Source organism: Alsobacter ponti (assembly GCF_024294805.1).
Classification (GTDB): Bacteria; Pseudomonadota; Alphaproteobacteria; order Rhizobiales; family Beijerinckiaceae; genus Alsobacter; species Alsobacter ponti.
The window spans coordinates 51,665-71,390 of record NZ_JANCLU010000006.1 but is presented as its reverse complement, the minus strand read 5'-3'; the positions used below and the strand labels follow the sequence as shown (position 1 = coordinate 71,390).

The window sequence follows — 19,726 nt, the reverse complement described above, 5'->3', positions numbered from 1 at the left end:
TTTCCTCCCCTCTCTGACGATGCGCGCCGGCCACGCGGGCCGGCGTTCGACGGCGGCGGTCAGGCCGACAGGCGAATGGGGCTGCTGCGGGGCGCGGGCGGCAGGTCCGCCGCGTCCCGCACGTCGGGACAGGCGTGCTCGCGCCGCGCCGCCTCGCTCAGCACGAGGCCGTGCCCGGGCCGCTCGGGAGCGACGGCGTAGCCCTCGCTGAAGACGACGGGCTCCTCGACGAGGTGGTTGTAGTTCTGGAACGAATATTCGAGCCAGTGCGCCTCCGGCAGCGCGGCGGCGAGGTGGACGCCCAGCTCCAGCATGGTGTTGCCGAGCGTCACGGGGATGCCGTGCTCGGCCGCCAGCCACCCCGCCCGCATCACGTCCGAGAAATGGCCGTGGACGTTGAGCAGGTCGACGCCGCGCGCCTCGATCAGCTTGCGCTTGCCGCGCAGGTCGAGGTACTCGCCCGAGTTGACGTGCACCCACGGCGCGCCTTCGCGGATTTCGCGCAGGCCGTCGAAGTCGTCGCGCAGGCAGGGGTCCTCGACCCACAGGATGTCGAACCCGGCGCGGCGGTAGATGTCGAGCCGGCGCACCGCCTCGCGCGGGGACCAGGCCTCGTTGGCGTCCACCATCACCGGGCCGAGCCCGTCGACCGCCTCGCGCAGCAGGCGAAGGCGGTGCAGGTCCCACTCCACGTCGGGGTGGCCGACCTTGATCTTGAAGCCGCGATAGCCCTGCGCCGCCGCCTCTGCGAAGAAGCGCGAGTAATCCTTGTCGCTCAGGTGGTAGTCGAGCCCGCTCGCATAGGCGCGCACGTGGGGATCGTGGCCGCCGAGAAGCCGGTAGAGCGGCAGCCCGACCTGCTTGGCGGCGAGGTCCCAGCACGCCTGGTTGATCGCTTCCTCGAAGGGCAGGCTCATGCGGCGCACATTGCCGCCGCGCGGCCGCGCCACGCGGTGGACGAGGCCCGCCGGGGGCTGGCCTTCCAGCCCCGGCCACGCCTCCTCGCGGAAGATGCGCTCGATCTCGGCGAGCGAGGGCAGCGGGTGAAACAGGTTGATGGCGAAGCCGAGGCCGGTGTGGCCGCCGGCGTGCAGTTCCAGCGTCACGTAGTGGGCGTGCGCAATATGGACCTGGCTGTCGCCGATCACCCGGTCGCGCGCGTACTGGAACCGCGTGAGCGTGAAGCCCTCGATCCGCATCGGCGTCTCTCCCGACAGGCGTCTGTTCATCAATGACGCTCTGTGATAGATCAGATGGCGTGAAAGGTAGATCACAATCCCCGGTCGCCGCAAGCGACGATTCAGGACTGTCGGTATCCGACGACGCCGCCGCCGAGCCCGCCGCCTTCGAGGTCGACCGGTCCGGCCGCAGCCTCGGCGACGTGGCGCGCGACCGCTTCATCCAGGCGCTGTTCGACCGCCGCATCGAGCCGGGGGCGTTTCTCTCGCAGAACGAGCTGGTGAAGATCCTCGGCGTGCCGGTCGGCCCGCTGCGCGACGCGCTGCGCGTCTTGCAGGCTGAGGGCTGGCTCACCATCCACGCCCGCTCCGGCATCGAGCTGCGCAAGCCCGACTTCTCCCTCGTGCGCAACTCCTACCAGCTGCGCATGATCCTGGAGCGCGCCGCCGTGCGCAGCTTCGCCGAGGTCGCGCCGATGCCGCGCATCGAGGACATCGAGCGGCGCCATCACGAGGCCATCGAGGCGGTGCGCGGGCGCGAGCTGACGCTGGACTCGGCGCGGGAGCTGGAGGGCGTCGATTTCGGCTTCCACATGGAGGTCGTCTCCATCCTGGCCAATCCGATGATCGAGGCCGCCTACACGCAGGCCCAGCGTTTCGTGCAGCTCGTGCGGCTCGACCGCGAGTTCCGCCTGTCCTCGCCGCTGGTGATCCGCACGCTGACGGAGCACCTGGAGATCATCAAGGCCTGCAAGGCGCGCGACCCGCAGGCCGCCGAAGCCGCGCTGGAAGTGCATTTCGGGCGCGCCATGCAGCGCGCCATCGGCTTCTTCTAGAGCCGCCTCAGATCGCGGCGGTGAGGCCGCCGTCGACCGTCAGCACCGTCCCCGTCGTGTAGCCCGCCGCCGGCGAGGCGAGGTAGAGCGCCGCCGCCGCGAGTTCGCGCGGTTCGCCCCAGCGGCCGGCCGGCGTGCGCGCCGAAATCCGCGCCTCGAAGCCGGGGTCGCCTCGCCGCAGCGACTCGTTGCCCTCGGTCCGGAAATAGCCCGGGGCGATGGCGTTGACCGTCACCCCCGCCGGCGCGAGTTCCACCGCCAGCGCCCGCACCAGCCCGTTCAGGCCCGCCTTGGCGGCCACGTAGCCGGTCACGGTGGGGCGCGCCACCACGCCCATGATCGAGGAGGTGAACACCATGCGCCCCCGCCCCGCCGGGACCATCAGCCGCGCCGCCGCGCGGGCCAGCCGCCAGCCGGCCGTGAGGTCGGCGTCGATGACGCGCGTCCAGTCCTCGTCGCTCTGCTCCAGCAGCGGCTTGCGCGAGGTCAGCCCGGCGTTGCTGAGGAGGATGTCGAGGCGGCCGAAGCGCGCGCCCGTCTCCGCCACCGCGGCGTCGACCGCCGGGCCGTCGGCGACGTCGAAGGCCATCGCCTCGCAGCGCGCGCCGGCGTCGCGCAACTCCCCTGCCCGCCGCTCCAGCGTCGCCGCGTCGCGGGCGGTGATGACCACCGCCGCGCCCGCCGCCGCCAGCGCCCGCGCCATCGTCCAGCCCAGCCCGCGCGACGCCCCGGTGACGAGGGCGACCTGTCCGGTGAGGTCGAACAGCTTGGCGGGGGCGTCGTCGGAGAGGTCGGTCATGGCGCTCACGAATACTCGATGCGCGGGTCGACATAGGCGTAGACGAGGTCGACCACGACGTTGATGGCGACGTAGATGCCGAGGATGACGAGGATGCAGCCCTGGATCAGCGGATAGTCGCGCGAGCTGATCGCCTGGATGAGCAGGCGCCCGATGCCGGGATAGGTGAACACCGACTCCGTCACCACCGCCCCGCCGATGAAGCTCGCCGTCATGATGCCGACGATGGTGATGAAGGGCAGCAGCGCGTTGCGCAGGGCGTGGCGCATCACCACCGTGCGCTCGGGAAGCCCCTTGGCGCGCGCGGTGCGGACATAGTCGGCGTTCAGCTCGGTGATCAGCGAGGCCCGCAGGAAGCGCGCGAAGATGCCGGAGACGTAGACGGCGAGCGTCAGCGCCGGCAGCGCCGTGTTGCGCAGCGTCTGCAGCGGCGCATCCCAGAACGCCACGTAGCCCGACGCGGAGGGCAGCCAGCGCAGCTCGACGGCGAAGAGCAGGATCAGCAAGATGCCGAGCCAGAAGGTCGGCACGCCCAGCGCCAGCGCGCTCCAGCCGCTCAGCAAACGGTCGAGCCAGGAGTTCGGCGCGACCGCGCCGGCCAGCGCCACGGGGATGCCGAGCGCCAGCGCCAGCAGCGTCGCCAGCGCCGCGAGTTGCAGCGTGGCGGGCAGGCGCTCGCCGATCAGCTTCAGCACCGGCTCGCGGCTGTGGATCGATGCGCCGAGGTCGCCACGCAGCGCGCTGCCGAGCCACGCCGCGTATTGCACCGCCACCGGCCTGTCGAGCCCGAGCCGCGCGGTCTCGGCCGCCACCTGCTCGGCCGAGGCGTTCTCGCCCACCATGACGGCGACCGGATTGCCCGGCACGGCGTAGATCATCCCCCACACAAGCACCGAGGCGATCAGCAGCACGGGCAGCAATTGCAGGATGCGGCGCAGCAGGTAGGAGATCATCGCGACGCCTGCTCCAGCTTGAGCCCGCTCGCGCCCGAATCCCGGTCCTCCAGCAGGCGCGTCATGCCGCGGCCCAGCGTGTCGAAGGCGAGGATGGTCACCGTCAGCACCAGCCCCGGCAGCACGGCGTAGTGCGGCGCGTCGTGGAGATAGGACTTGCCCGTGCGCAGCATCTCGCCCCAGCTCGGCGTGGGCGGCGGGATGCCGACCCCGAGGAAGGCCAGCGCCGCCTCCAGCAGGATCGCCACCGACGACAGCACCACCACCTGCACCAGGATGGGGCTCCACGCGTTCGGCAGCACAGTGCGGAACATGTTGTAGCCGGGCGTGCCGCCGAACGCCTCGACGGCGGTGACGAAGTCGCGCTTGCGCAGCGACAGCACCTGCGCGCGGGTGACCCGCGCGAAGCTGGGAATGCCGGTGATGCCCACCGCCACCAGCGCCGCCGACTGGCTGCGCCCGATGACGGCGATGAGCGCCATGGCGAGCAGGATGCCTGGCAACGCCATCAGCACGTCGACGGCGCGCATCAGCGCCGCGTCGCGCCAGCCGCCGAAGAAGCCGGCGACGAGGCCGATCGGCACGCCGACCGCGCCGGCGATGAGCACCGCGCCGGCGGCGGTGATGAGCGAGGTGCGCGCGCCGTGGATGACGCGCGCGCCAATGTCGCGGCCGAGTTCGTCCGTGCCGAACCAGTGCGCCGCCGACGGGCCCTCGAGCGAGGCGGCGATGTCCTGCGCCAGCGGGTCGATGCCGAGCCTGTCGGCGAAGGCGGCGAGCAAGGCGAGGCCCACGAGAAACAGCACGCTCGCCAGCGGGCCGGGCTGGGAGAGCAGCCGGCCGGCGAAGGCGAGGATGCGGCGCGGCAGCCTCATGACGCGGCCTCCAGCGACGTCGCCTCGCCCGCCGGCGCGCCGGCCAGCGGCCCGGGGTAGTGGCAGGCGGCGCGCGTCGCCTCGCCCGGCACGGGGACGAAGGCCGGGGCCTCCCGCGCGCACCGCTCGTCGGCGCGGAAGCAGCGCGGATGGAAGGTGCAGCCGGTGGGCGGCGAGGCCGGATTGGGAATCTCGCCCTCGAGCACGATGCGGTGGCGGCGCGCGTCCGGGTCGGGCGTCGGCACGGCCGACAGCAAGGACTGCGTGTAGGGGTGCATGGGCCGCTCGTAGATGGCGTCCTTCGGCCCCTCCTCCACGATGCGGCCGAGATACATCACGGCCACGCGGTCCGAGATGTGGCGCACCACCGAGAGGTCGTGCGCGATGAACAGATAGGCGAGCCCGAGATCCTGCTGCAAATCCTGCAGCAGGTTGACGATCTGCGCCTGGATCGACACGTCGAGCGCGGCGACCGGCTCGTCGAGGATGAGCAGGCGCGGCTGCAAAGCGAGCGCGCGGGCGATGCCGATGCGCTGCTTCTGCCCGCCCGAAAACTCGCGCGGATAGCGCTCCATGACGCGCGGCGACAGGCCGACCCGCTCGAAGAGCCCGGCCACGTAGCGCGCGCCGCCCAGCGCCTCGTAGACGCCGTGAATGCGCAGCGGCTCGGCCACGACCTCGCCGACCGGCTTGACCGGATTGAGCGACGAGTACGGGTCCTGGAAGATGTACTGCATGTGCCGGCGCGCCTTGCGCCAGCCGGCGGGGCCGAGCCCCCCCAGCGCCTGCCCGTCGAACAGGATGCGCCCGCCGGCGGTCTTCACCAGGCCCATGACGGCGCGGCCGGTCGTCGTCTTGCCGCAGCCGGACTCGCCGACGAGGCTCACCGTCTCCCCCGGACGCACCGACAGCGACACGCCATCGACCGCGCGCACGTGGCCGACGGTGCGCCGCAGCACGCCGGCGCGGATGGGGTAATGGACGCGCAAGTCGTCGACGATCAGCAGCGGCTCCGCCGTCGGCTCCGGCCTCGGCTCGGCCGCCCGCGCGGCGGCGCGGACGGGCGCGGCGGCCTCCCCGGCGAAGTGGCAGGCGGCGCGCTGGGCCGGCCCCTGCGGCTCCAGCGGCGGGTCGCTGGCGCGGCACACGAGCTGCCCGCGCCCCAGCGCGCAGCGCGGCTCGAAGGCGCAGCCGGAGGGCAGCTCCGCCGGCATGGGCGGCTGGCCGGGGATGGGATCGAGCCTGGAGTCGGCGCGGTCGAGCCGCGGGATCGAGTTGAGCAGCGCGGCGGTGTAGGGATGGCGCGGGTTGCGGAAGATGTCGCGCACCGGCCCGGTCTCGACGACGCGGCCGCCATACATCACCGCGACGCGGTGGGCGACCTCGGCGACGACGCCGAGATCGTGCGTGATGAGGATCACCGCCGCCCCGGTCTCGGCCTGCCGGCGCGCCAGCACGGAGAGGATCTGCGCCTGCACGGTCACGTCGAGCGCGGTGGTGGGCTCGTCGGCGATGATGAGGCGCGGGCGGCCCGCCATCGCCATGGCGATCACCGCGCGCTGGCGCATGCCGCCGGAGAACTGGTGCGGGTACTGCCCCGCCCGCCCGACGGGATCGGCGATGTCGACCTCGCGCAGGAGCGCGGCGGCGCGCGCGCCGGCCTCGCCGCGCGCCAGCCGCCCGGCGGCGACCTGGCCCTCCGTCACCTGGCGGCCGACGGTCATCAGCGGGTTCAGCGTGGTCGTCGGGTCCTGGAAGATGAAGCCGATGCGCTCGGCGCGCAGGCGGCGCAGCTCGTCGGGGGAGGCGCGCACCACGTCCTGGCCGTCGACGAAGACGCTGCCGCGCACCTGCGCGTTGCCTGCCAGCAGGCCGGCGATTGCGAGCGCCGTGACGCTCTTGCCGGAGCCGGACTCGCCGACGATGCCGAGCACCTCGTCGGGCCACACGTCCAGGTCGACGCCGCGCACCGCCGGGACCGGCCCTTCGGCCCCGGCGAAGCTCACTTGCAGTCCCCTCACGGACAGGACGGGATCGACCTTCATGGACGCCATTCGGGGGACGTGGCGGACCTCGGCCTCACGGCTTGAAGCCGACGGTCCGCAGCACGAGCATGTTGTCGATGTCGAGCGTGAAGCCGGAGACGTTCTTCGCCGCGAGGGTCAGGCCGGTGTCGTAGGTGTTCGTCGGAATGGCGAACGCCGCCTCCACCATCGACTTGTTCAGCGCGTCGTAGGCCGCCTTGAGCTGGTCGCCCGAGCCGGTGGTCGTGCCGACCTTGTCGATCGCCGCGACGTATTCGGGATGCGGGTGCGGCGTGCCGAGGATCGGGTTGTTCGACGTGCGGTAAATGCTGTTCGTCGCCACGCGGGTCGGGAACTTCTGGACGTTGCCGACGCCGCCGAACACCGCGTCGAACCGGCCCTTGAGCAGCGCGTCGATGAACTCCGCGCCCTGCTGCACGTCGAGCTGGGTGTTGATGCCGGCCTTGGCCAGCGAGCCCTGCACGATCTGCGAGATCAGCACGGACGGCTCGTCGCTGCCGTTGACCAGCAGCTTCCAGTTCGACATCTCCGCCGCCGGCAGGCCGGACTCGGCGAGCAGCGCCTTGGCCTTGTCGATATTGAACGCGTAGGCCTGGTTGTAGGACTTGTCGAAGGCCGGGCTCGCCGGCGCCCAGGGCAGCGCCACCACCTCGCCGAGGCCGGCATAGCCGGCGCGCAGGATGGCCTGGCGGTCCATCAAATAGTTGAAGGCCTGGCGGAACTTGGCGTTCTTGAACGGTCCGCGCGTCGAGTTGATGCGGAACACCTGCACCAGCGGACCGGGGCCCTGGATGAGCTGGTAGCCGGCGTCGCGCAGGCGCACGGCGCTGCGGGCGGTGCTGCCGTAGACCATGTCGACCGCGCCGGATTCCAGCGCCGCCGAGGCGGCCGCGTCCTCGGTGAAGACGGTGAGCGTCACCTCGTCGACGACGGGCTCCTTGTCGCGCCAGTAGGCGGGGTTCTTCTTGAGCACGATGCGCTGGCCGACGACGCGCTCGCCGAGCGTGAACGGGCCGGCGCCGGCGGGCTTGGCTTCCACCGTGTCGATGCCGGCCGGGTCGATGACCGAGAGGAACTGCAGCAGGTCCGTCACCTGCCGCTCCGGCGCGGGGCCGTTGAAGTTGAGCCGGATGGTCTGCGGGTCGACGACCGTCCAGTCCTTCACGAAGGACATGGTGGCGTAGACGTTCTTGCCCTTCTGCGGGTCGGCCCCCTTCTTCAGCGTCGCGGCGACGGCGTCCGCCGTCAGCGGCGCGCCGGACTGGAACTTGACGTCCTTGCGCAGCGTCACGGTGACGGAGGTCGCGTCGGGCGCGATCTTCCAGTCGCTGGCGAGGCTGGGCACGGCCTTGCCGTCGGGCGTGTACTCGATGAGGCTGTCGTAGAGGTTCTTGATCAGCGGGAAGTTGACCGTCGAGAACTGCATCGGGTCGAAGTTGGTCATGTCCCCGATGATGGCGACGCGCAGCTTGCCTCCCTTGAGGTCGGCGGCCGACGCGCCCGGCGCCAGCAGCGCCGCCGCGCCCAGCAGGAGTCCAGAAAGTCCCAGTCGGCGAAGTCGGCTCGGCATGTGACGTACCCTCCCGCTCTCGAAGAAAACCGAATTGTCCCGCGCGCGGCTCAGGCCGCCCGCGCGCCGCGCTCCACCCGCCAGTCGGTGATCGGATCCAGCGGATAGACCGGTCGCGGAATGCGCGACCACGGCAGAGTCATGATGTCGGACTGCCCCGGCCCGCGCGTGTCGGCGCGGATGACGCGCGGCGCGATGGAGGCGAAATACTGGAAGTTCGAGGCCGTCTTCAGCACCGCCATGCGGTACTGCGAGGGCTCGATGCCGAAGGCGCGGTAGATGTCCGGCACGTTGCCGGCGAGGCCGCGCAGCTCGCTGACGAGCAGCGTCACCGGACCCACCTCGAACACCACGGTGACCCCCATGTCGACCTCGCGCTGGTGGACGTCGGAGAGCGCGATGACGCCGCCGCCGACCTTGCGCACGATGCCGGTCACTTCCAGCGGCTTGAAGAAGGCGGGCGCGCTGTCGCCGCCGAGCGGCAGGGTCACCGTCGCGCCCTCCCCGGCGGCGGCCAGGCGGCGCGCGGAGGTGGGGGAGATCAGCGGCACCAAGGCGCGTCCCTTGATGCCGAGCCGCAGCATCGCCTCCAGCAGCACGTTGCTGTCGCCGGAGGAGCCGCCGAACACGGTGTCGCCGGTGTCGCTGATGACGACGAGCCGGTCGGAGGCGTCGGCGAGGCGCACAGCATCGTCGACCGAGTGGGCGACGCGCACGAGGAACTCGTCGCGCCGCGCCCAGGCGAAGTCGGCCAGCTCGTCGGCCAGCCGCTCGGCGAGCGCGCGGTCGTTGTCCGTCGTCACCGTCACCGACCAGCCGCCCTCGGCGACGTCGAGCCAGGGCTGCATCGGGAACGGGCAGGCCTGCAGCGTGCGGGGGTCCGCCTCCATGGCGCGGGCGCGGTCGAACCACGCCTTCATCGGCCCCTGCGAGGTGAGGAACTGCTCCTGGTGCGTGACCAGCGGGATCTTGCGGAAGGCGATCACCGGCTTCACCTCGCGCCGCGCCATGCGCAGCATCAGGGTGGTGCCGACCACGCCGGTGTCGAACGGATCGTGCGGCTGCGTGCGGTGGGCCACGATGGCGTCGCTCATCGCCACCATCTTGCGCGTGACGTTGGCGTGGTGGTCGAGCCCGAGCATGATCGGCACGTCCGGGCCGACGATGGAGCGGCACAGCGCCACCTGCTCGCCCTCGACGTCGTCGACGCCCTCGGCGGCGCAGGCGCCGTGCAGTTGCAGGTCGAGCCCGTCGATCCTGCCCGCCGCCTTCAGTCCGGCGCGGATGCGCTCCTCGAAATAGCGGTAGGCTTCGCGGTCGACGCGACCGCCGGCCACCGCCCAGGCGCGGATGACGGGGATGGACTCGACCTCGAGGCCCGAGCGGCGCACCGCCTCGAGATGCCCGCCGACCTGCCCGAGGCCGCGCAGGCGCTCGAACATCTCCGGGCCCTCGTAGATGCCGAACGACCTGTAGTCGCGCAGCGTGGTGGGCACGGGATTGAAGTCATTCGTCTCCTGCGCGACGTGGACGACGGCAATCCTCATGGTTCCTCCCCGCGCCCGGTTCCGTTCGCCTTTTTGGCGGTCTAGTCCGGGTCTCTCAATTCAGGCTAAAACGGCCAAGGTTCATGTCAAGAACACGCTGTTTCGCGACACGAAACCTTCGCCGCGCCGTCACGCGTTTGGCCCGACGCCGCCGAGTTCGTCCGAAATCTGAGCGGCGGCCTCGCGCAGCGCGCCGGCGGCGCGCGCCGTCACTTCCTTCGACATCCGCCGCTCCGGCGCGGAGAGGCTGATGGCGGCGAGCGGCGCGCCGTCCTCTCCGAACACCGGCACGCCGATGCACATCGAGCCGTCCTCGTTCTCGCCCACCTCGACCGAGTAGCCGCGCCGGCGCACGTCCTCGATCTGCCGCTTCAGCACGGCGCGGTCGGTGACGGTCTTGATGGTGCGCTCGCGCAACGCGCCGTCGAGATAAGCGCCGCGCGCCGCCTCGGGCAGGAAGGCGAGCATCGCCTTGCCCAGCGCGGTGGAGTGGACGGGGTGCCGGTCGCCGATGCGCGCCTGCATGCGCAGCGCCCGGTTGGCCTCCACCATGTCGATGTAGACGATGTGGCCGTCCGACAGCACGCCGAGATTGATCGTCTCGTTGAAAGCCCGGCCCAGCTCCGCCATGCGCGGCTGCGCCAAAGCGCGCAGGCGCTGCAGGCTCTTGTCGGCGCTGGCGAGGGCGCGAAACCGCATGCCGACGCCGTAGCGGTCGCGCGCCGCGTCATGCGTGAGGAAGGAGGCCGCCGTCAGGGTCTGGAGATAGCGGAACACCGTCGTCTTCGGCATCCGCAGCTCGGTCGCGACCTCGGTCAGCGTCACGCCATGGCCCTTCTCCGCCACGGTGCGCAGCACGCGCAGCGCCTTCATCACCGGCTGCACGATATAGGGGCCGTCGTTCTCGTCCATGCTCCCTGCCCCCTCGCCGGCTCCGCGGCCGTTTCGCAGAAAAGCTGCGCCTTTTCGTGAGACGAAACAAGCATTCCTTTACAGGAAAAAACCGCTCTGCTTCGATCCGGCCATAAGCCGAACTGCCGGGAGGAGCCATGACCGAGTCCGCCTCGCGCCCGTCGATGTCGTTCGACGGCTCCGCCCGCCGCATCGAGGACAACCGGCGCTTCATGCCCGGCGGCGTCAACAGCAATTTCCGCCTCGGCATCTCGCCGACGCCGCTCGTCTTCGAGCGCGCCGAGGGGCCCTATCTCTACGACGTCGATGGCAACCGGCTCATCGACTACTATCTCGGCATGGGGCCGATGATCCTCGGCCACAGCCCCGCCGCGCTGCGCAAGGCGGTTCACGATCAGATCGACAAGGGCATCCTGTTCGCCGGGCAGAGCGACCTGGAGACGCGCGCCGCGCAGCTCGTCTGCGAGCTGGTGCCGTGCGCCGGCAAGATGCGCTTCGGCTCGTCCGGCTCGGAGGTGGTGCAGGCCGCCATCCGCCTCGCCCGCGCCTCGACGGGACGCACGACGATCCTCAAGTTCGAGGGCCATTACCACGGCTGGTTCGACAACATCCTGTGGTCGACCGCGCCGGCGCTGAACGCCGCCGGTCCGGAGGACAGCCCCGTCCCCGTCGCCGGCAGCGCCGGGCAGCTTCCCGAGGCCGCGCACGGCGTCGAGGTCCTGGTGTGGAACGACCTCGCCGCGCTGGAGCGGCGGCTGGCGCGCGGCGACGTCGCCGGCGTCATCATGGAAGCGGCCATGTGCAACGCCGGGGCGATCCACCCGGCGCGGGGCTATCTGGAAGGCGCGCGGGCCGCCTGCACCCGCCACGGCACGGTGCTGATCTTCGATGAGGTCATCACCGGCTTCCGCCTCGCGGCGGGCGGCGCGCAGGAGACGTTCGGCGTCACGCCCGACCTCGCAACCTTCGGCAAGGCCATCGCCAACGGCTTCCCGGTGGCGGCCATCGCCGGAAGGGCGGACCTGCTCGACCTGTTCGCCACCGGCGGCGTCGTGCATGGCGGCACCTATAACGGCCAGTGCATCTCGATGGCGGCCACCGTCGCGACGCTGGAGAGCTTGACGCCCGACCTCTACGCCGCCATCGACAAGCGGGGGCGCCGGCTGATGCAGGGCATCGCGGCTTCGCTGGACCGCGCCGGCATCCGCGCCGTCGTCACCGGCTTCCCCGGCATCTTCCATGTCGGCTTCGGCCTCGAAGCGCCGGCCCGGCACTACCGCGACCTGACGCGGCTCGACCGCCCCGCCTACATCGCCTTCACCACCGCGCTGCTGCGGCGCGGCGTGCGCGCGCTGGAGCGCGGCGCGTGGTTCCTCTCGGTCGAGCACGACGACGCCGTCATCGACGCCACGCTGGCCGCCGTCGACGACGCGGCGCGCGAAGTGGCGAAGAGCCGGGCCGGCTGAGCCGGCCCCGCCCTCTCCCCGTCCCGAGCCCCTCTTAGAAGAACGTCCGCACCGCGTCGACGACGCGGTAGGATTCGTCGACGAGCATCAGCAGGTCCCACTTGTCGAAGGTGGTGCAGGGGTGGCCGATGCCGAAGCCGACCATGTCGCCGTAGCGCAGCGGGCTCTCGCCCGGCGTGCCGAGATGGCAGTGCTGGTCGTTGAGCGCCAGCGTCGCGTGGCCGGGCGGCATCGGCGCGGGCCGATCCATCTCGCCGGGCCGGAACCAGCGCAGCGGCACCGGCAGCGCTGAGTCGAAGCTCACGTCGCGCTTGCCCATGGTGAGGATGGTGCGGCCCGTCTCGGGCCGCGACTGCACGTAGGCCCACACCTCCAGCGACGGCTCCAGCCCGCCCGGCGGCAGGGTGAGCCGCGTGCGCTCGCGGATGCGCTGGAAGGCGACGCCGTAGGCGAGCGAATCGTGGGTGAGATAGCAGCCCGAGCGCAGCACGCGGCGCACGGGCCGGCCGGTCAGCGTCGCGCCGAAGCGCTCGCCGACGCGGTCGAAGAAGGCCGAGCCGCCGGCGCTGAGGATCAGCGGCGCGTCCGCCGCCAGCCAGCCGCGCGAGGCGGCCTCCCCCGCCGCCGCGACGACCTCGTCGAGCAGGCCGTCGGCCGACGCGGCGTCCGGCAGCAGGCCCTCGAAGCACTCGAACCCGGCCAGCGCCAGCCCCGGCGACGCCGCCACGGCGCGCGCGACGTCGAGCGCCGCCGCGCGGCCGCGCGCCCCGGCGCGCCCGCCCGGAAAGCCGATCTCGACCAGCACGCGCAGCGGATGCGACGGCGGCGGCGGACGGCGGGACGCGGCCTCGGCAAGGACCGCGACGCCCTCCGCCGAATCCGCCAGGCAGTAGATCTCGAGCCCGCCGCCGTCGTGCAGCGCCTCCATCAGCGCCGCGACCTCGACGCGCCCGACCGGCTGGTTGGCGAGCAGGATGCGCCGCACGCCGAAGCGGCGCGCGACTTCCAGCTGCTGCATCGTCGCGACCGTGATCGCCCACGCCCCGTCGCGCGCCTGCACGTCGTAGAGCTGCGGGGCCATGGTGGTCTTGCCGTGCGGCGCGAGCAGCAGGCCGTTCGCCGCCGCGAAGGCGGCCATCCAGGCGCTGTTGCGCTCCATGACGTCGCGACGGATCACCGCCATCGGCATCGGCAGGTCGCCGGCGGTCAGCGACCAGCCGCGCGCGCCGATGGCGCCGAGCGTCAGCCCGTCCGAGCCGAAGGGCAGTCCCTTGGTCAGCGGGTCGAGCGGCGCGGCGCGCAGGGCGTCAAGCCGCAGCTTCGGCAAATGCGGGTACAAGCCCGCCTCCTTCGTCACAGCCATGGGTGCGGGTCCAGCGGGGCGAGCGGGCGGCGGACCTTGCGATAGACGACCTTGCTCAGGTCGGCCGGATAGGGCCCGCCGGTGTCGAGGTAGAGCACGCGCGCCGCGATTGGCGCGAAGGCGGCGTGGAAATGGTTGGAGGACTTCACCACCACGATCTTCTTGGCGGCGAGGTCGACGCCGAGCGAGGTGAACACCGGCGGGCTGAACGTCTGCGCCCGCCCGGAGGCCAGCACCACGTCGAGATTGCCAAGCGTGACGCAGGCCGCCGGACCGAGCGACACCAGGCTCTGCTCGAACGGGATCAGCAGGTCGTCGGTGACCGCCCTCACCCGCACCGTCGCGTCGATCGGCGTGCCGGAGGTGGGAGCCGCCTTGCCGCCGAAGCGCAGCGCGATCTCCGCCCCCGCACCGGCGGCGCGGCAGAAGGCGACCGCCACCGGGTCCCACATCGCGCCGATGGCGGCGGGGATCTCGGGATGGCGCAGCAGCGCCTCGACCATCACGGTCGAGTCGCCCGCGACGCCACCGCCCGGGTTGTCCCAGCGGTCGGCCATCACCACCGGCTGGCCGGGCGTGGCGAGCGCCTCCGCGATGGCCTCCTCGGGCTTGTAGTGGCGCGGGCCCGCCCCGCTGGGCCCCCAGGACAGGATTTCGCGCGCCAGCTTCTCGGCCAGCGCGGCGGCCTTGGCGCGGTCGCCGTCGGCGTAGACCAGCACCTTGGTGCCCATGTCGTAGACGTCGCCGGCGCTGAAGCCGTGCGCCACCGTGATGCTGAGAATGCCGTCGTGGCCCTCCATCGCCAGCATGCGGTCGACGAAGGAGCGGCCCGGCTCCTGGCTCGTCATGAACGCCGCCATGGCGCGGCAGTCGAACAGGGCGGGCACGGGGTCGATCTCGCCGCGCGCCTTTCGGACGCACAAGTCCACGAGGTCTTCCGCGCGGGCCAGGAAGTCCGTGTGCGGGAACTCCTTGAAGGCGACGATGACGTCGGCCGCCGCGACCATCTGCTCGCTGAGGTGGCAGTGCATGTCCAGCTCGGCCCCGATGACGGCGCGCGGCCCGGCGACCTCGCGGGCGCGGGCGAGCAGGTCGCCCTCGCAGTCGTCGTAGTCGCGGGCGACCATCGAGCCGTGCAGGCCGAACAGCACGACATCGACCGGCAGCGCGGCGCGCAGCTGGTCGAGGATTTCGTCGCGCAGGCTCTCATAAGCCTCGCGCGAGACGAGGCCGGCGGGCTCCGCCCAGGTGGCGGTGCCCTCGATCAGCGTCAGCCCCTCGCGCGCCGCGCGCGCCCGCGCCGCGACGACGGGCGCGGAGCACAGGGTGGGCGTGGGAGGGTGCGTGCCCGGCGGGCAGTAGAAGGCGCTTTCGAACGCCGAACGGTCGACGTAGAGCGGCGAGAACGTATTCGTCTCGGTCGCCAGCGAAGCCACGAACAGGCGCATCAGCGCGTCCTCCCAGCATGTGCGGCGTCTTCCTCGCGCCGCTGCGGCCAGCCCACGCCGAACGGCTTGTTATGTCAAGTCCGAGGCGGTGCGCGGACGGGCGTTGGCGCGGCGGCTGGGGTTGGCGCGGATCAACTTTACGGGCGGCTTGAAAGTGAAGCCGCGCGGCTTGGAATTGAGGTTAGCGTTCAACTTCACGGATGAGCTTATCAGGGTGTCAGGGATGAGCTTCATGGATGAGCTTCACCGTTAAGCGCGTTGACCCCCGTCGCGTGCTCGGAGGCGGCGTCGCCGGACCCCGGCCGCCGTCGCGCGCCATCACGGCGAGCTTCCGACATTCGAAGGTGGACGCCACCAATTCCGGAGACATTCGCTTCGGAGTCCGGCCCAAATACGCGCCGACGATCGGCGTTTCCGATCTTCGACGCATCCGTTCCAAAGCTGCGGCGCGCCGCGCCGTCTATTTCAGCTTCTCGACCTTCGCCGCCATGTCGGGGATGACCCGGACCCGGTACTCGCCGTCGTCGCAGCGCAGAATCCAGACCGGGTCGTCGGGCTTGGACGCCGCGGGGTCGCGGCTGGCGGCCTGCGCCGTCTTGCAGACATAGCCCTGCAGGCGGACATGGGCGGCGATGATGTCGGGGCTCGCCTCCTGCGCCTGGGCGACGCCCAGGGATGCTGCCAGAACCAGCGTCGCCCCGCCCGCGTCGATCCAACGCGCCATCGCCCCCTCCTGTCCAGCTTCAGCACGACCGCAGGTTACGGTGTCACCGGCCAATCCTGCAACCGTCTTCACCCGCGCCGCCGCGCCGCTCCCTCGGAAAGCGCCTCCTCCCGGCCTCCCGGCGACATCGCTGTACAAGCGGTGATCTCAGCCTATTCTCGGCGCAAACCTGGCCTCGCTCGAACGCCGGGGCCCCTCTGGAAGGCGGACGGACCATTCGATGAAAGGCAGTCAGGACTTCGCTCCCGATCCCCGCAACGCCCATGTGCTCGTCTACCTGAACGGCTCCATGGTCCCTCGGGAGCAGGCGCAGGTGTCGATCTTCGACGCCGGCTTCGTCCTCGGAGACGGGGTCTGGGAGGGGCTGCGGCTCCACAAGGGCGCGCTCCTCTTCCTCGACGCCCATATCGACCGGCTGTTCGAGGGCGCTGCCGCCATCGACCTCGACATCGGGCTCGACAAGGCGGGCGTGATCGCGGCGCTCCGCCAGACCGTCGCCGCCAACGACATGCGCGACGGCGTCCACATCCGCCTGATGGTGACCCGCGGCCTCAAGCGCACGCCGAACCAGGACCCGCGACAGACGGTCGGCAAAGCGACGATCGTCATCGTCGCCGAGTACAAGGAGCCCAGCCCCGAGATCATGGGCAAGGGCCTGAACCTGTTTACTTCGTCTGTCCGCTGCACGCCCGCCGACATGTTCGACATGCGGCTGAACTCGCACAGCCGCCTGAACCTGATTACCGCGCTCATCCAGGCCATCAAGGCCGGCGCGGACGAAGCGCTGATGCTGGACCCTCACGGCTTCGTCTCGAGCTGCAACGCGACGAATTTCTTCTTCGTCCGCAACGGCGAGGTCTGCACGTCGACCGGCGACTACTGCTTCCACGGTGTCACGCGCGCCAACGTGATTGCGCTCTGCCGCGCTCATGATGTGCCGTTGAGGCTCGGAAACTTCGCCCTGAAGGACGTCTATTGCGCCGAGGAAGCGTTCGTCACGGGGACGTTCGGGGGCGTCACGCCCGTCGCCTCCATCGATGGCCGCAGGCTTGCGGCGTCGCTGGCCGGTCCCGTGACCGGACGCCTCAGCCGCCTCTACGCCGAGATGAAGGACCGGAACGCCGCCTCCGGCTGACGCCTCTGGCCGGCGGGTGCCGCCGGCCCTCCCCGATGTGAAACAGCTGATATTCAAAGGACTTCACGATGGAAGACGCTCGCCTTTCGGCCTTCGCCACGGTCATGCAACAGGAAAGCCTCCACGCCGTGGCGCTGGTGCCGGGCGCGAATTTCCGCCGCGTCTTCGGCAAAGATTTCCATCAGAACGAACGCCCGCTGGTCGTCCTGGCGCTGGCTTCCGGACAGGCCAAGGCGGTCGTCCCGCACCTCGAAATGGCGTCGTTCGCCAAGCTGGAGTTCAAGGGCGAGGTCTTTCCCTGGCGGGACGAAGAGGGCTTCGAGGCCGCGTTCCAGGCGTGCGGGTCCGCGGCCGGGGCCCTGAAGACCATCGGCGTGGAGGGCCAGCGCATGCGGGTCTTCGAGTATCTGGCGCTCTGCCGCGCCTTTCCGGGGGCCGTCGTTTCGGACGCCCACAAGAAGATCTCGCAGCTGAGGGTTCTGAAGACCCCGGCCGAAATCGAAACGCTGAGGCGCGCCGTGCAGGTCTCCGAAGCCGCCCTCGAAGCCACGCTCCGCCAGGTCCGCGTCGGGCTGACCGAGACGCAGGTCGAGAGCATCCTGCTCAACGAGCTCTTCGCCAACGGGGCGGAAGGACTGTCCTTCGCGCCCATCGTCGCCGCCGGCTCCAATTCCGCCCAGCCGCACGCCAAGGCCCGCCCCGACTACCGCATCCAGGAAGGCGACGCCCTGCTGATCGACTTCGGCGCGCGCGTGCAGGGCTATTGCGCCGACCTCACGCGAACGGTGTTCGTCGCCAAGGTCTCGGATGAAGATCGCGTGTTCTACGACACCGTGGCGCGGGCCAACGCGGCCGGTCGCGAAGCGGCGCGGCCGGGACTGCCGGCCGGCGAGCTTGACGATCTCGTGCTGCGGGTTCTCGAAACCTCTCCGTATCGCGCCTTCACCCGCCACAAGACCGGCCACGGACTGGGCCTCGACGTCCACGAAGAGCCCTACATCATGCGGGGCAACGCGACCGCGCTGCGACCGGGCATGGTGTTCACCATCGAGCCCGGCCTCTACCAACTGGGAAAGGTGGGTGTCCGGATCGAAGACGACGTCGTCATTACTGAGAACGGGTGCGAGGTGCTCAGTTCTTTTCCAAGAGATCTGAGGATCGTCGGCTAGACCTCGCGGGACAGCTTGCCTCCCGCGACCGCTTAGGCCACGGTAAGCCGTCGCCCCCCGAGATGCCCGCGCAAGAAGCGCGCGAACGAGGATACATCCATCATGAAGCGGACCCACGCACTCACCGGGCTTGCCGTCTTGCTGACGCTCGCCTCCCCGTCCGCCCTGATGGCGAAAACCTTCGTCTACTGCTCGGAAGGTTCGCCCGAGAATTTCACACCGGCGATCAACACGACCGGCACCAGCTTCGACGCCGCCCGTCCCGTGTACGACCAGCTCGTGCAGTTCCAGCGCGGCACCACGAAGGTCGAGCCCGGGCTGGCCGAAAGCTGGGCCTTCAGCGACGACGGCAAGACGATCACGTTCAAGCTGCGCAAGGGCGTGGCCTTCCATTCCGGCGTCAACAATTTCAAGCCGACGCGCGACTTCAACGCCGACGACGTGATCTGGTCGTTCGAGCGGCAGTCCCGTCCCGACCACCCGTACAGCAAGGTGTCTGGCGGCAAATACGACTATTTCAACGACATGGACATGCCGAAACTGATCGAGTCCATGACCAAGACGGACGACTATACGATCGTCCTGAAGCTGAAGGCTCCCACGGCCCCCATTCTCGCCAACCTCGCCATGGATTTCGCCACGATCCATTCCAAGGAATACGCGGACATGCTGGAGAAGGCCGGCAAGAAGGAGCAGTTCGACCAGATTCCGGTGGGAACGGGGCCGTTCTCCTTCGTCGCCTACCAGAAGGACGCCGTCATCCGCTACAAGGCCAACCCGTCCTACTGGGGCGAGAAGGCCGGCGTCGACGACCTCGTCTATGCGATCACGCCCGACCCGACGGCCCGCTACGCCAAGACCAAGGCGGGCGAGTGCCACTTCATGATGGCGCCGCGGCCGGCCGATCTCGCCGAGATGTCGAAGGACAAGGCGCTCAAGGTGCTCAGCCAGCCCGGCCTGAACATCGCCTACTGGGCCATGAACACGCAGAAGCCGCCCTTCGACAAGAAGGAAGTCCGACAGGCCATGAACATGGCCATCGACAAGGCGGCCATCATCCGCGACGTCTATCTCGGCACCGGGCAGGTGGCGAAGAACCTGATCCCGCCGACCATGTGGTCCTACAACGACGCGGTGAAGGACTATCCCTACGACCCGGCCAAGGCGAAGGAGATGCTGGAGAAGGCGGGCGTGAAGCTGCCGCTCGAGATCGACCTCTGGTACATGCCCGTCCAGCGTCCGTACAATCCGAACGCCAAGCGCATCGCCGAAATGATGCAGGCCGATCTCGCCAAGGTCGGCGTCACGGCCAAGCTGGTGACGTACGAATGGGGCGAGTACCGCAAGCGCGCCCAGGCCGGCGAAGCTCTGACGGTGCAACTCGGGTGGACGGGCGACAACGGCGACCCGGACAACTTTTTCTTCCTGCGGGGCTGCCAGGACGGCAAGGCCGGCGCGCAGAACCTTCCCAAGTGGTGCAACGCCGAGTTCGACTCGATACTCGCGAAGGCCAAGCAGCTCTCCGACCAGGCCGAGCGCGCCAAGCTCTACGAACGCGCGCAGGTCATCCTGAAGGACGAGGCGCCCGATCTGACGCTGGCCCATTCCGTGGTCTACGAGGTGATGCGGGCCGAGGTCGAGGGCTACAAGCAGACCCCGCTCGGCGGCCACCATTTCAAGGGCGTCACCGTCAAGTAGAGCGGCGA

16 protein-coding genes are annotated in these 19,726 nt (G+C 70.4%); 5 read left to right on the top strand and 11 right to left on the bottom strand.

All coding sequences use genetic code 11. From position 1 onward, the window contains the following. Positions 1-59: 59 nt before the first annotated feature. Positions 60-1,229 carry a mandelate racemase/muconate lactonizing enzyme family protein gene (locus NK718_RS08005; RefSeq protein WP_254740409.1) on the bottom strand — a complete coding sequence of 390 codons (1,170 nt, stop codon included), beginning with the start codon at positions 1,227-1,229 and terminating at the stop codon, positions 60-62. A 29-nt stretch (positions 1,230-1,258) separates the two neighbouring features. Here NK718_RS08005 and NK718_RS08000 point away from each other — a divergent pair, with 29 nt between their 5' ends. Then, complete coding sequence (locus tag NK718_RS08000; RefSeq protein WP_254740407.1) at positions 1,259-2,014, top strand: GntR family transcriptional regulator; 756 nt, start codon at positions 1,259-1,261, stop codon at positions 2,012-2,014. Between the two features lie 7 nt (positions 2,015-2,021). Here NK718_RS08000 and NK718_RS07995 read toward each other — a convergent pair whose 3' ends face one another. The 7 genes from NK718_RS07995 to NK718_RS07965 all read right to left on the bottom strand — a co-directional run bounded on the left by NK718_RS07995 (position 2,022) and on the right by NK718_RS07965 (position 10,715). Then, positions 2,022-2,813 (bottom strand): SDR family NAD(P)-dependent oxidoreductase, encoded by a 792-nt coding sequence (locus NK718_RS07995; protein ID WP_254740664.1) that lies wholly within the window; start codon positions 2,811-2,813, stop codon positions 2,022-2,024. A gap of 5 nt (positions 2,814-2,818) precedes the next feature. After that, positions 2,819-3,766 (bottom strand): ABC transporter permease, encoded by a 948-nt coding sequence (locus NK718_RS07990; RefSeq protein WP_254740405.1) that lies wholly within the window; start codon positions 3,764-3,766, stop codon positions 2,819-2,821. Then, on the bottom strand, positions 3,763-4,641 hold the full coding sequence (locus tag NK718_RS07985; RefSeq protein WP_254740403.1) for an ABC transporter permease: 879 nt from the start codon (positions 4,639-4,641) through the stop codon (positions 3,763-3,765). Before NK718_RS07985 ends, NK718_RS07990 begins: the two co-directional genes overlap by 4 nt. Next, positions 4,638-6,686: an ABC transporter ATP-binding protein gene (locus tag NK718_RS07980; RefSeq protein WP_254740401.1), complete on the bottom strand. Its 2,049-nt coding sequence runs from the start codon at positions 6,684-6,686 to the stop codon at positions 4,638-4,640. The genes NK718_RS07985 and NK718_RS07980 overlap by 4 nt, the downstream gene beginning before the upstream one ends. A gap of 34 nt (positions 6,687-6,720) precedes the next feature. Continuing rightward, positions 6,721-8,256, bottom strand: a complete 1,536-nt coding sequence (locus tag NK718_RS07975; RefSeq protein WP_254740399.1) for an ABC transporter substrate-binding protein — start codon at positions 8,254-8,256, stop codon at positions 6,721-6,723. 50 nt (positions 8,257-8,306) lie between these two features. Beyond that, positions 8,307-9,803: a M81 family metallopeptidase gene (locus NK718_RS07970; RefSeq protein WP_254740397.1), complete on the bottom strand. Its 1,497-nt coding sequence runs from the start codon at positions 9,801-9,803 to the stop codon at positions 8,307-8,309. 129 nt (positions 9,804-9,932) lie between these two features. Then, a complete protein-coding gene (locus NK718_RS07965) occupies positions 9,933-10,715 on the bottom strand; it encodes an IclR family transcriptional regulator (protein WP_254740395.1) in 783 nt (260 codons plus the stop codon). 137 nt (positions 10,716-10,852) lie between these two features. Here NK718_RS07965 and NK718_RS07960 point away from each other — a divergent pair, with 137 nt between their 5' ends. Beyond that, positions 10,853-12,181: an aspartate aminotransferase family protein gene (locus NK718_RS07960; protein ID WP_254740393.1), complete on the top strand. Its 1,329-nt coding sequence runs from the start codon at positions 10,853-10,855 to the stop codon at positions 12,179-12,181. Positions 12,182-12,215: 34 nt separating this feature from the next. Here NK718_RS07960 and NK718_RS07955 read toward each other — a convergent pair whose 3' ends face one another. The 3 genes from NK718_RS07955 to NK718_RS07945 form a co-directional block, all read right to left on the bottom strand. Further along, a complete protein-coding gene (locus NK718_RS07955) occupies positions 12,216-13,544 on the bottom strand; it encodes a type III PLP-dependent enzyme domain-containing protein (protein ID WP_254740391.1) in 1,329 nt (442 codons plus the stop codon). Then, the gene (locus NK718_RS07950) at positions 13,535-14,992 is read right to left on the bottom strand and encodes a M81 family metallopeptidase (RefSeq protein WP_254740389.1); all 1,458 of its coding nucleotides are present in this window, start codon (positions 14,990-14,992) and stop codon (positions 13,535-13,537) included. Before NK718_RS07950 ends, NK718_RS07955 begins: the two co-directional genes overlap by 10 nt. Positions 14,993-15,452: 460 nt before the next feature. After that, the gene (locus NK718_RS07945) at positions 15,453-15,716 is read right to left on the bottom strand and encodes a hypothetical protein (protein ID WP_254740387.1); all 264 of its coding nucleotides are present in this window, start codon (positions 15,714-15,716) and stop codon (positions 15,453-15,455) included. Between the two features lie 220 nt (positions 15,717-15,936). On the opposite strand from NK718_RS07945, the gene NK718_RS07940 reads away from it, so the two are divergent. The 3 genes from NK718_RS07940 (at position 15,937) to NK718_RS07930 (ending at position 19,718) form a co-directional block, all read left to right on the top strand. Beyond that, positions 15,937-16,851: an aminotransferase class IV gene (locus tag NK718_RS07940; RefSeq protein WP_254740385.1), complete on the top strand. Its 915-nt coding sequence runs from the start codon at positions 15,937-15,939 to the stop codon at positions 16,849-16,851. Between the two features lie 68 nt (positions 16,852-16,919). Beyond that, positions 16,920-18,020 carry a M24 family metallopeptidase gene (locus NK718_RS07935; RefSeq protein WP_254740383.1) on the top strand — a complete coding sequence of 367 codons (1,101 nt, stop codon included), beginning with the start codon at positions 16,920-16,922 and terminating at the stop codon, positions 18,018-18,020. Between the two features lie 102 nt (positions 18,021-18,122). After that, positions 18,123-19,718, top strand: coding sequence for an ABC transporter substrate-binding protein (locus NK718_RS07930; protein ID WP_254740381.1), 1,596 nt, complete (start codon positions 18,123-18,125; stop codon positions 19,716-19,718). Positions 19,719-19,726: the final 8 nt, after the last annotated feature.

Excerpts from the sequence above, each read along its gene's own strand:
- NK718_RS08005 (WP_254740409.1), bottom strand. The coding sequence starts at position 1,229 with ATGAACAGACGCCTGTCGGGAGAGACGCCGATGCGGATCGAGGGCTTC.
- NK718_RS07995 (WP_254740664.1), bottom strand. The coding sequence starts at position 2,813 with ATGACCGACCTCTCCGACGACGCCCCCGCCAAGCTGTTCGACCTCACC.
- NK718_RS07990 (WP_254740405.1), bottom strand. The coding sequence starts at position 3,766 with ATGATCTCCTACCTGCTGCGCCGCATCCTGCAATTGCTGCCCGTGCTG.
- NK718_RS07985 (WP_254740403.1), bottom strand. The coding sequence starts at position 4,641 with ATGAGGCTGCCGCGCCGCATCCTCGCCTTCGCCGGCCGGCTGCTCTCC.
- NK718_RS07980 (WP_254740401.1), bottom strand. The coding sequence starts at position 6,686 with ATGAAGGTCGATCCCGTCCTGTCCGTGAGGGGACTGCAAGTGAGCTTC.
- NK718_RS07975 (WP_254740399.1), bottom strand. The coding sequence starts at position 8,256 with ATGCCGAGCCGACTTCGCCGACTGGGACTTTCTGGACTCCTGCTGGGC.
- NK718_RS07970 (WP_254740397.1), bottom strand. The coding sequence starts at position 9,803 with ATGAGGATTGCCGTCGTCCACGTCGCGCAGGAGACGAATGACTTCAAT.
- NK718_RS07965 (WP_254740395.1), bottom strand. The coding sequence starts at position 10,715 with ATGGACGAGAACGACGGCCCCTATATCGTGCAGCCGGTGATGAAGGCG.
- NK718_RS07960 (WP_254740393.1), top strand. The coding sequence starts at position 10,853 with ATGACCGAGTCCGCCTCGCGCCCGTCGATGTCGTTCGACGGCTCCGCC.
- NK718_RS07955 (WP_254740391.1), bottom strand. The coding sequence starts at position 13,544 with ATGGCTGTGACGAAGGAGGCGGGCTTGTACCCGCATTTGCCGAAGCTG.
- NK718_RS07950 (WP_254740389.1), bottom strand. The coding sequence starts at position 14,992 with ATGCGCCTGTTCGTGGCTTCGCTGGCGACCGAGACGAATACGTTCTCG.
- NK718_RS07945 (WP_254740387.1), bottom strand. The coding sequence starts at position 15,716 with ATGGCGCGTTGGATCGACGCGGGCGGGGCGACGCTGGTTCTGGCAGCA.
- NK718_RS07940 (WP_254740385.1), top strand. The coding sequence starts at position 15,937 with ATGAAAGGCAGTCAGGACTTCGCTCCCGATCCCCGCAACGCCCATGTG.
- NK718_RS07935 (WP_254740383.1), top strand. The coding sequence starts at position 16,920 with ATGGAAGACGCTCGCCTTTCGGCCTTCGCCACGGTCATGCAACAGGAA.
- NK718_RS07930 (WP_254740381.1), top strand. The coding sequence starts at position 18,123 with ATGAAGCGGACCCACGCACTCACCGGGCTTGCCGTCTTGCTGACGCTC.